This is a genomic window from Campylobacter canis (genome assembly GCF_045504005.1).
Classification (GTDB): Bacteria; Campylobacterota; Campylobacteria; order Campylobacterales; family Campylobacteraceae; genus Campylobacter_A; species Campylobacter_A canis.
The window spans coordinates 176393-186829 of record NZ_JBJJXH010000005.1; the positions used below are offsets into that span (position 1 = coordinate 176393).

The 10437-nt window shown below is 32.0% G+C and carries 7 protein-coding genes; 1 reads left to right on the forward strand and 6 read right to left on the reverse strand.

The genetic code is table 11. The features are described 5' to 3' along the window. Positions 1–5: 5 nt before the first annotated feature. The 5 genes from ACHJH3_RS06925 to ACHJH3_RS06945 form a co-directional block, all read right to left on the reverse strand. Positions 6–1622, reverse strand: coding sequence for a class I SAM-dependent methyltransferase (locus tag ACHJH3_RS06925; RefSeq protein WP_407064187.1), 1617 nt, complete (start codon positions 1620–1622; stop codon positions 6–8). 29 nt (positions 1623–1651) lie between these two features. Next, positions 1652–2056 (reverse strand): hypothetical protein, encoded by a 405-nt coding sequence (locus tag ACHJH3_RS06930; protein WP_407064188.1) that lies wholly within the window; start codon positions 2054–2056, stop codon positions 1652–1654. A 1387-nt stretch (positions 2057–3443) separates the two neighbouring features. After that, positions 3444–4451 carry an RAMP superfamily CRISPR-associated protein gene (locus tag ACHJH3_RS06935; RefSeq protein WP_407064189.1) on the reverse strand — a complete coding sequence of 336 codons (1008 nt, stop codon included), beginning with the start codon at positions 4449–4451 and terminating at the stop codon, positions 3444–3446. After that, positions 4445–5134, reverse strand: a complete 690-nt coding sequence (locus ACHJH3_RS06940) for a hypothetical protein (RefSeq protein WP_407064190.1) — start codon at positions 5132–5134, stop codon at positions 4445–4447. Before ACHJH3_RS06940 ends, ACHJH3_RS06935 begins: the two co-directional genes overlap by 7 nt. Beyond that, positions 5134–6573, reverse strand: coding sequence for a hypothetical protein (locus ACHJH3_RS06945; protein ID WP_407064191.1), 1440 nt, complete (start codon positions 6571–6573; stop codon positions 5134–5136). Before ACHJH3_RS06945 ends, ACHJH3_RS06940 begins: the two co-directional genes overlap by 1 nt. Before the next feature lie 227 nt (positions 6574–6800). On the opposite strand from ACHJH3_RS06945, the gene ACHJH3_RS06950 reads away from it, so the two are divergent. Beyond that, positions 6801–8633 (forward strand): helicase C-terminal domain-containing protein, encoded by a 1833-nt coding sequence (locus ACHJH3_RS06950; protein ID WP_407064192.1) that lies wholly within the window; start codon positions 6801–6803, stop codon positions 8631–8633. A 15-nt stretch (positions 8634–8648) separates the two neighbouring features. On the opposite strand, the gene ACHJH3_RS06955 is transcribed toward ACHJH3_RS06950, so the two are convergent. Next, positions 8649–9956 (reverse strand): replication initiation protein, encoded by a 1308-nt coding sequence (locus ACHJH3_RS06955; RefSeq protein ID WP_407064193.1) that lies wholly within the window; start codon positions 9954–9956, stop codon positions 8649–8651. Between the last annotated feature and the right edge of the window lie 481 nt (positions 9957–10437).

Here is a 10437-nt window from a genome sequence, read left to right on the forward strand (position 1 = left end):
TTTCCTTAACAAGCTAAAAGCTTCATATTATCATTTATTGACAGCGGAGCGATTAAATTGAAGTATTTGTTTACTTCACTCTCAGAAATTTCAAGCTCCTCGCTAGCCTCTTGAGGGCTTCTTAACCAACCCAGAAGCCTGCCAGCCTCTATATTTATAGCTTTAATTAGATCTTGATGCAGCTTAACATGCATATTGCCGTTTTTAAAGACCTTATATTCAAGCAATGTCTCATCGCCGTTAAAATACAGGTAATTTTTCTCTCCCGGACAAATCGATACATCACGATACCATCCCTTAATAAATTGTCCTGAATTGATGGCAAAACCTAAATTTCTGGCAATTATCAAGAAATCATTAATCATATTTATGCCGTGTTCAGTAAAATATCCTTTTCCTCCCCAATCTACAGAATAAAAAGCACCTCTTTGAAAAACAAGCCTATAATCTAATTTTGATTTTTGATTAACATCTTTTTTAAAGAGTTCCTTTCGCTCATCATTTCTCATATAACGCCAAGTATCGGTAGTAAAATGCCTATTAGACTTATAGGCTTTTAAATTCTCTTTTTCGGCAAGCGTCATATAAAAATCTAACACCTGCTCGCTAAAATCGTTACTAGCATTTTTCAAGAACCATATTGTAAGAGCATAAACATTATCTAGGTTAAAATCTATGTTCTTGCGACAACTAAGCTCTTCTAGGATATTATTTTTATAGCTGTTTGTAAATTTAGACGTGATAGGCTCATATCTTTCAAAAAGCTCATTCCAATAGATGTTTTTTAAGCCCTCGATACGCTTGGATATGCTTTCACTCAAGACTGATTTTTTAAAGCCTATCTCTTCAAGAACATCTGCATCTAGTGTGCAAATAGCCTTAAAATTATCCATAAGCTTATTTAATTCTGCATTGTAAAGCTCGACCAATGCTTCGATTTGATTTTTGGCGTTTACAAGATAATTGTTAATCTTTTCTTTTTGTGCGTCATAATTATTGCCCTTCGCTACGCTGAAAGGGAAATTTTCATCCAAAAACAACTCAAACGCACCTTTACATTCATCTTTGTATCTGCTCCTCATTTTTATATAAACAACATCAACCTTAGCTCTTGCGCTTCTGTCTGCTGTTAAAAAATCAAAACTTCCGATAATATCATGGTTTTTAATATCCCTTGCCTGCAAGGCTCTTTTTATTGCGTCACTATCTTTGTGTCTTTGCGGAATTACAAGATACAAATGCTTGGTATTCGCCTCTTTTATGATCTTTTCGCACCACTCTTCATATTCACTATAAGGCGGATTGCAAAACACCACATCAACCTCTTTATCAATGAGTGTATTCTGCCAAAAATCGCATCCTAGCGGAATGATGTCTTTATCTTGTCTGCTTCTTAAAATTTCGCTCTTTTCTATTGAATACATCTTTTCAAAATAAGAGCCTCTTTCATCCTTAATAAAAGCAAGCTCCTTAAGGACTCTGCCATCTCCGGCGCCTATATCAAGAATTGAATTAAAATTGTCTCCAAGATGGCTTTTAACACAATTTATGATCTCTTTTGTAGTTGGATACCACTCGAAATCCTGCTCATTTTCCTTAAGATTTGCCACAACTTTATTCATTTTATACTCCTTTGAAAAATTAATTTATATCAATACAAAACCAAGAGCTCATCTTCTGCAAGAGAAAGATTTTTTAATTCGTTGTTTGGCGCTATCATATAGGTTTTTATAGCCTCAACATCTTTATTTTTGCAAACAATATGCCCATCAAGCACTAAAAACTCATCATCAAAAATATCGTCTAGCTCAGCTTCTGTAACATACTCTCTTTGTGCTGATTCAAACAAAATAGGTCTTGTTTCACCAAAACCAAAGCGAGGTAAATATGAGATATAAGAATTAAAATGCTCTTTTAAATCTTTTGCTTTAAAAGGGTCTAATAGTTCAATATCAAAGGCTACTACATTTGTAGCAGAATGCGGATTTCTTTTATAGTCCTCGATCATCTTCTCTGTCGGTTTTAAAACTTTAACTTTTTCAATTCTTATAAACATACTATCTCCTTTATTTTTAATATAAAATAATTATAGTATATTTATGCTTAAAAATAGGTTAAAAATTGATTAAATAGCGGAATAAAATGAAAATTCAGACTCTAACATCAAACAAAAAAACATAAATATCTTTTCCGTTTCCGCCGTAATTCTAAAAACTCAAACAATCATAAAGCATCTTATATTGTCTTGTCAAGATTGACTAAAAATTCCAACAAAAACTATATAACATCAATTTTCGCCTGAAGCTTGTTTGTTTTAATTGTAAAAATGCAGTTATAATAAATGAAATTGTCGAACAAAAACAAATGATGAATCAAAAGTATGTAAAATTTTCAAAAAAATTAAATTTTTGCAAACATAAAATTAAAAATTTCATAAACGCATCAAACAATGAAATAATGTATTAAATTTTGAAAAATTAACGATTTTACTTTGAATTTCGTTGCTTTTTAAAACTTTCATATTTAAGAAACATCAAACCGCTTTAATTGCTTTTAAACAGCTTGTTTAAATTATTGCTTAAAATCTTCATGCTTAAGTATCAAACGCCTTTTTGGATTTTCATCATCATTTGCTAGTTCATAGTCTAAAATTTTCATATCCAAGTATCAAACAAAACACAAAAATCTAATGAAAATTTTTTTGCTAGTTTGAAAACTGCAAATCCAAGTATCAAACGTTGCTCCGTTTAAGATGGACATTATTAATTGCAGCAGTTTAAAATTTACAAATCCAAGTATTAAACATCGCGGTATCAGACTAAACCATATCTCGTTTTTTGTTTAAAAAATGCAAACCCAAGTATCAAACTAAAATCATATCTTTTTGCGGTCTCCTGCCTTCCGTGTTTAAAAACTGCAAATCCAAGTATCAAACTAATCACCTACTCACTAAAAACCTAACCAAAACAAGTTTAAAAACTGCAAATCCAAGTATCAAACTAACGAGATCATAGCTTATAGATCGGAGGATATCTTGTTTAAAAACTGCAAATCCAAGTATCAAACAAAAATCAAAAAATATCAATCATATTTTTTTTGCTAGTTTAAAAACTGCAAATCCAAGTATCAAACAGCACTAAAACACCCAGAATAGCAACAACTTAGCACTTTATATAAAATATTTTCTTTCTTAAAAACAGCTTATTAATTCAAAAGAAAACAACAAAATAAAAGCATAGCGTGCAAAAACAAAGCTTAATAAATACTTTAACGCCATACTACACGTTAAAAACCTAAAAGGGCTGCCAAAGAAGCAGCCCACTGAAAAAAGAAAACAAATTAACTAAATTTCAAATCACCAAAACACTATCAAACATCAATATTAACAATGCTAAGTTAAAGAACTATTGTGACGCCGCCGAACTTGGGCGGCAAAAAAAACATTAAAATTTAGAGATTAGCTCTATGTGCTCTCTTTTAGCGTTTTTCAAGAAATCGCTATATTCGTCATAAGCCTTCTTAAAATCACCATCAAGATCAAGCTCAATTTTAGCATCATATATAAAATTGTCATTAGCTATTCTATCAAAACTAACTCCACTACCATCAATGTCTTCAATATGAATGTCTATGACACCAAATCCTATATTTTGGCTAGAGCCTATTCTACCATGTTTTACAAAGCTTTCAAGCGCATGTAAAAACATCCCTAGCTCAAGAGTTGTTACGTTTTCTAAAAAGAAGCCGCCATTAAATTGAGATTTGGATACTATATACTCTTTTTGAGCGAAGTGCTGAATTGAACTCTTTTTTGTTCTCTCATCCTCATTATACACCTCATTCATCTCTTTAGCGAGCTTTTTATTCTCTCTATCCTTTTTGCGCTCAGCACTGTTTTGAGATACAGACTCCTCCCACTCTTCCACCTGCTCTTTTGAAAACAAGCCTGCAAACTTAGTATTCATCAAAATATCATCAACCTTTACAAATGTAAGCCTTCTGACAAAGTTTTTTGCCTCTGTGCTATCATCAGGCATTGCATCTGCAACTTTTAGCTTACCTGCCATAAGGATACCGGTTCCAAACAAAGATAAAATAGGATTTTTTTCTCTTATCTCATCAATCTCTTTTGATTTTAAGGCTGCCTTACTGGCTCCGCTACCGGACAGCATAGCATGAATGTCGCTATCTTTTAAAGTTTGGATATTCTCATTTTTTTTGACAGCTTCAACAAGTTTTTGAGTAGCAAACCTACGCAATACGCCCCTAATGCCATTAGCGGGAAGATACGGAAGGTAATCAATTTTTTTACCATCATCGGTTTGACTTATTGTAGCAGCTCTTTTAACACGAGTAACTATATTTCCTCCAGCCTCAGTGTCATTTCCTTCGATAATGGCAACCGGACTAACTGTTTTTATAGCCAACTTGATTTTATAATTTTCTAACATTGTTCATCCTTTTTATCAAAATCTTTTTTAATTCCTCTAACCAACTGTCCATATCCAAGTCCAGTGGCATATCCAACCATTTCAGGCAACTGATAGTTTGCATAAAAATTAGCAAAAACTCCGATCTTATTAACACCCTCTTTATATTTTTCCGTAAAGACTTTAAGATCATCAAATTCTATTTCAAGGTTTTCAAATTTTTGATCTATACCTGTATAGCATTTTAATTGATGGCTCAAACTTCTTTTTAATCTCAGCAAAACATACTCATCCATCTTTCCATTTTTTTCGGCTCCAAAATTCATATTAACCTCCAACTGATTTGCTGTTGTTAAGATTGGAGTCCTGGTTGTATATAAAATTTTTTCATCTCCGGCGTAAAAAGGCGGGACATACCCATCATTACGAGGTATTATCTTGTGTATTTTCATGCCAAAGAAATTATTTTTATTCTCTTGCAATCTCTCCATAAGATGAGAAAATGCGTAAAAATCGTTATTGTAAAAATCTATTTCAACCGCATAAGAATATGGAAGTTTATACAAAATGGGTGGCGATTCATTTCCATGATACATAATTATCTTATTGAATTTTTGATCTGTTATCGAACCGCAAAAATTTCTTATATCCCTGGGCTTTAGATGGCTAACGTTATCACCCTTAAAAGTTAAGACAATACGCATTATTTCTCTCCTATGCCGAGTAAAAAAGCGCCCGCTCTAACATCTTTGCTGTATTGCTTATAAAAATCACTTACAGCCGCGATAACTTCATTATTTTGAGCCTCTTGTCTTAGCTTAGCAAATGTTCCGCTAACTTGAGGAGATGGAATAAGATGAGTTTTTGTGATAGGATATTTTTCAACCATTTCATCTACCCTTTTTATACACTCCAACGCTTCATCCAAGCCAAAATAATATGTTTCATTGCCATACTGACAAGCAATAAGGTCTTTAGATATGGTGAGCTTTGATTTAAAAACAACGTGCTGGTTGTTAGCGGTAGTTTTTAAAGCAAGATTAAACGGAAGGTCTGCTTCTTTAATGGCAGCTGCTATTGTTTTGGTCTTATTTTTACCCATAACATAGATAATTCCGCTCTTATCAATTAAGTGAAACCCTAAAGAATTCTTACCTACTCGGCTATTAACCCCGCATTGCAAAGTCCAAAAAGCCTGCTTTGAGATGAATCGTGAGGGATTGATAGATGGATAATCCGTAAATGTAGGTCCAAGCGTTTTGTTAATGTCTTTACATAAAATACCGGAGTTCGCCTCCTCTCCCGAGAAAGCACACAAATGCTTTGTTTCTGAGTCTTCTAGTATTTTATCGGCTCTTAGGGCTTTAGTTTGAATATCAATCTCCTGCCAGTGAGCTTTGTCTTTATGCAGCACATCAAAAACAAAATTAATGGCTGAGTGATATTTTTTTATATATTTATCCTCAACTTGTTCTTTGCAACCAGTTTTTATCTCCGGCTGCTCAACCAAAGATGAATTTGGAAGATAGCAACTTTCCATAGTCCAATTTGACCAATATGGAACTCTTGGATTATAGTAAGCTATACGCGAGTTATTAATCTTATGATTCTTTGTGCTAATCGGGCGTGACGGGGAGTTTGGAGCCAAAAAGACGGATTTATCATCCTCTATAACCTCTATTTTATAAGAAGAAATTTTGCCAAATCCGGCAGCGGACTTTTTGCCTAAAAAGTGAAGATTTTTCAGTAGATCCTCAATGATCTCTTTTTTGCCTCTTGCATAAAAATACACTTCCGGCACGTTGATTACCTCAAACCATAAATTATAAGCTTTAAATTCACCGCTACTCATAGAATACTCTATTTTGTTATCACGATGCGCGTTTAAATACTCATATTCGGGCTTTTTGACAATGCTCCTATTCTCAAGCAGAACCGGGTCGCTATCTTTTACATACCAAATCGAGCCTGAATAGCCGTCTGCATATTTTTCGAGAAAATCAAAGTCGTGCAGCTGCTCCATAGGAATATTCTTACCAAAGTGTTTTTGAACATATAAATGTATCAAAATAGAATCTATGGTGCTAAATCGATTGATTAGTAAAGGAGACTCAAGACGAAAAGAAATTTTAAGATTTTTCATATTTTACGCCTCGTAAAAGATGCGAAAATATGATTTAAATTTAAAAAAATCATGCAACATCCATCCTTTCTTTATAATCTCGCCTAAGAGGCGGTACCAATGACTAAAATTTAATATTTAGTTATTGATTTTTATTTTAAAAATGTGGTATTATATCATCTGTTTTTAAGTTTTGTCAATAGTTAAAAATAAAAACAAATTAACTAATAAAAATATATGGAGGCACTATGAAACTTAGACTTGAGCAAAAAAAATTTGTAGACTATGCTTTTAATAAGATGCAAGATAATAAATTTTGTATATGCGAGATGCCAACCGCTTTTGGAAAAAGTCTATCAGCGTTAATGCTAGCCAAAAAAATCATTGAGGAAAAAGAAGCCAAAAGAGTGGTGATAGTTACCAGTAACAACTTACTGGCTAAAAATTTATTTTTGGAAAGCCAAAAAATACCCGACTTACCAAGCTGTATTTTAGGCATAGGCAAAGAAAATTATTTGGATGAAGAAAAACTAAAGCTATTTTTAGAAGAAGGCGAGCTTAAAAAGGACATACTCCCCTATTCGGATCAAGAGATAAAAGAGTCTCTGAAAAAATTGAAAAACGGCTTTCCTTATATTTTGGTTGATGATTTTGCTGATGATCTTAATATAACGGATTCAGAAAGCATAAACTATATTCAAAAAAATTTATCTCCTTCAAAAAGTAACTACCAGGAATTTACAAACTATGATATACATATCACAAATTACGCTTTTATAATTTCGTGCGTTCTTTTTCAACATCATGATATAGAGCATGAAGATGTGGTATACATATTCGATGAAGTTCAAGATTTAATTCGCTCAGCCGAGCTAGTGCTTAGCTCTAAATTTTCCCTTTATAGCTACTATTTGCAACTTAGAACAATAAGAGAGGAATTTTTAAACAAAAAGGATACACCTAAATCTATTTTAAATCTTATATCAGATGAAATAGAGAAAATTAGAGTCGTAAATGATGTGATGAAAGACGAAAAAATGGCTGGTAAGGCTATTTTAGATGGTGCGGTAAGCGTATTAAAATCAATCAATGTTAACAATAGACTTTTTTCTCAAGAAAAACACAAGACATTGGAAGCCAAGTTGAGGAGGATGTATAAAAAACACCCCTCATCAAAGCTTAATACATTTTTAAACCAAATAGCTGATGCCAAGGCAACTCTTGCCGCGCAAGACGTATATTTGACATACTCAAGAGAGAGAGGATACTTATCGTTTCACACATACTCTAAGGATATTAACCTCAAACTAGCCAATAAATTGTGGGACAAAATACCAAGATTTGTAGGAATTACGGCAACTGCCTTAATATCTAAAGATCCTCAGGAATTGGTGGCATACAAACGCATAGGAATTAATTTTAATGATATAAATTTGCCGGAGCATACAATACGTGAAAAAAAGAGTAAGCTAGCAATTATTAAAACATTTAAGGGGATACTAAAACCGGAACAAGCCTCTTATAACCTCACAAACCAACCTTTTATCGAAGATGAAGATAAGCGCTTTGATTTCTTTGCAAAAGAAATATTAAAAAATTATGATAATAAAAACACTATGGTTCTTGTTGGGGGCTTTAGTGAAGTAAAGCTACTCTCTGAAAAACTTTCGTCCGTAAAAGAAAAGCTTGTATTGGCAGAACCAAACAAAAGCGTAACAAACACGATCAAGGAATTTAAAGAGCGCGGAGGTATTTTTATAGCAACCAGGAACTATGGAACCGGGTTAAATTTACAAGGCAAAGAGCTGGAAAGATTGTTTATAACAAAACTTCCTTATCCGGTATATCAAGACAAAAAATGGCTAAATTTGAAGCATAAAAATTCTGATTTTTTCTGGTTTGAATACAACAACGAAATGATAATTAATTTTAGACAAGCAATAGGAAGGCTTATTAGAACACCAAATGATACAGGCAAAATTTTTATTCTAGATGGAAAAATAAATTCAATAGGAAAGGGACTTAAAGAAAAAATAGTATTTTTCTTGGATAAGGTTGCCGCACAAGAAGCTTTATATTAAAATTTCTAAAACAACTTATAATAATCCATCTCCAAACAAAGATGGATCGTTTTTGGTATTGTTTTTTTCATCAGAGCCTAATTCATCGCTAAAAGAAACTATTTTACCTACCTTTCTCTTTTTAATTTCTTTCATAATAGTTTCATAATTATTTTTATAAAGATAAATTAAAAATTTTTTCACTTTTTTATATGAAATTCTTTTAAAGCTGCCTAAATAATATAAATCTCCATCTCGATTCATTGCAATATTGCCAAAAATTTCAACCTCTTCGCTTCTCTCTAAAAGGGGAATGTTTGGATAATACATTCTAATTTCTTCAAGAAAAGCAGCCATAGCATCATCTGGCTTTTCTTTATCTATTTCATAAATTCTATTGTGCCCATCATCATAAACTTTACTAGCATCAATTAAATTTCTAAATTTCTCTAAAGACAAGTCGATCACATCTCGCTTTTGGGTTCTAAATTGCTCTAAATAATTTTTATCGAAAATAAAAGTGATAATTTTATCCTTGCTATAAACTCTATATTCAAAATTTAGTTTTGTTTTTAAGTCTGGAATAACAACATCTTCAAAATGTATTTGGGATGATAAAAATTTCTTTAATCCTTTAGAAATTGTAGACAAATCGGTTTCAAATATAATTTCTAGCTCATTCTGTCTAAAATCATATTCTGTTTTATAGTTGTTTTCATTAACACTATTTTGAATTTTTGAAATTAAATTTTCATAAAATCTAATTGCGTATTTACTTTTAAAGCTGTTTAGTGTTTTAAAGTCCAGATGTGTATAATTACTCTTTTCCCAACATGTGCTAGAAAGTTCTTGAGTGAAACTCACTTCACAAGTTGCATTTTTTTTGTCGCTCCCTTGAACTGAAAATTTAGGAGATACAACAAGTCTAGTAGATTGCCAATATATATATTCATCCTTATCAATGTCTCTATAATTATTTAATTCAAAGGCTATTTTTTCAAGTTTTTTAACTGACTTAATAAAATTAGTGCGCCAATTTCTCCCATCATCTACAACTTTTTTATATAATTCAATTGGAATTACAAGAGTGGTGAATTTTACTGGCTTAGAGTCTTTTTTAATGCACTCCTGAAGAGTTTTTAATAAAAAGTTTAAGACTTTTAAATCATATACATTTATTTTTAATGAATTACTCTCATCAACAACAACCCTGCCTCTAATAACAGAGTTTGCTTTAAGTATTTTATTGTATTTATCATCGTCCAGAAAATTTGCATCGTAAATTTTATTATCAATAGAGGTTGGTATTGGAAGATAAGTATTGGAATTATGATTATTATCCATGTTTTTTGCCTTTTCAAAAAGCCCAACCGAATTAAAGATATTTAATTTGTTGTTTTTTTATTTATAAAATATAACCACAATATGTCGCTGAATGATTAGTTATACTTTCCACAAAATACTTAGCAAACTATATCAAAAAAAAATGATATTGTCAATTATCACTCACTAAAATGCGGAACAAATTTAAAAGTAACTCACTAAAATGCGGAACAAATATCAATCAAACTCCGTAATAGACACACTTTTAGGACAAAAAACATACTCCTCAAAATGCGGAACTATTACTAAAATCACTCCTCAAAATGCGGAATAATCGGGAAAAGATACTCCTCAAAATGCGGAACTTAAACTAAAAAAAGAGCAAATCATAGCCTCTATAGCGTAAAATTTAGCCTGATCGGGCAACTCACTAAAATGCGGAACAAATTTAAAAGTAACTCACTAAAATGCGGAACAAATATCAATCAAACTCCGTAATAGA

Excerpts from the sequence above, each read along its gene's own strand:
- ACHJH3_RS06925 (WP_407064187.1), bottom strand. The coding sequence starts at position 1,622 with ATGAATAAAGTTGTGGCAAATCTTAAGGAAAATGAGCAGGATTTCGAG.
- ACHJH3_RS06930 (WP_407064188.1), bottom strand. The coding sequence starts at position 2,056 with ATGTTTATAAGAATTGAAAAAGTTAAAGTTTTAAAACCGACAGAGAAG.
- ACHJH3_RS06935 (WP_407064189.1), bottom strand. The coding sequence starts at position 4,451 with ATGTTAGAAAATTATAAAATCAAGTTGGCTATAAAAACAGTTAGTCCG.
- ACHJH3_RS06940 (WP_407064190.1), bottom strand. The coding sequence starts at position 5,134 with ATGCGTATTGTCTTAACTTTTAAGGGTGATAACGTTAGCCATCTAAAG.
- ACHJH3_RS06945 (WP_407064191.1), bottom strand. The coding sequence starts at position 6,573 with ATGAAAAATCTTAAAATTTCTTTTCGTCTTGAGTCTCCTTTACTAATC.
- ACHJH3_RS06950 (WP_407064192.1), top strand. The coding sequence starts at position 6,801 with ATGAAACTTAGACTTGAGCAAAAAAAATTTGTAGACTATGCTTTTAAT.
- ACHJH3_RS06955 (WP_407064193.1), bottom strand. The coding sequence starts at position 9,956 with ATGGATAATAATCATAATTCCAATACTTATCTTCCAATACCAACCTCT.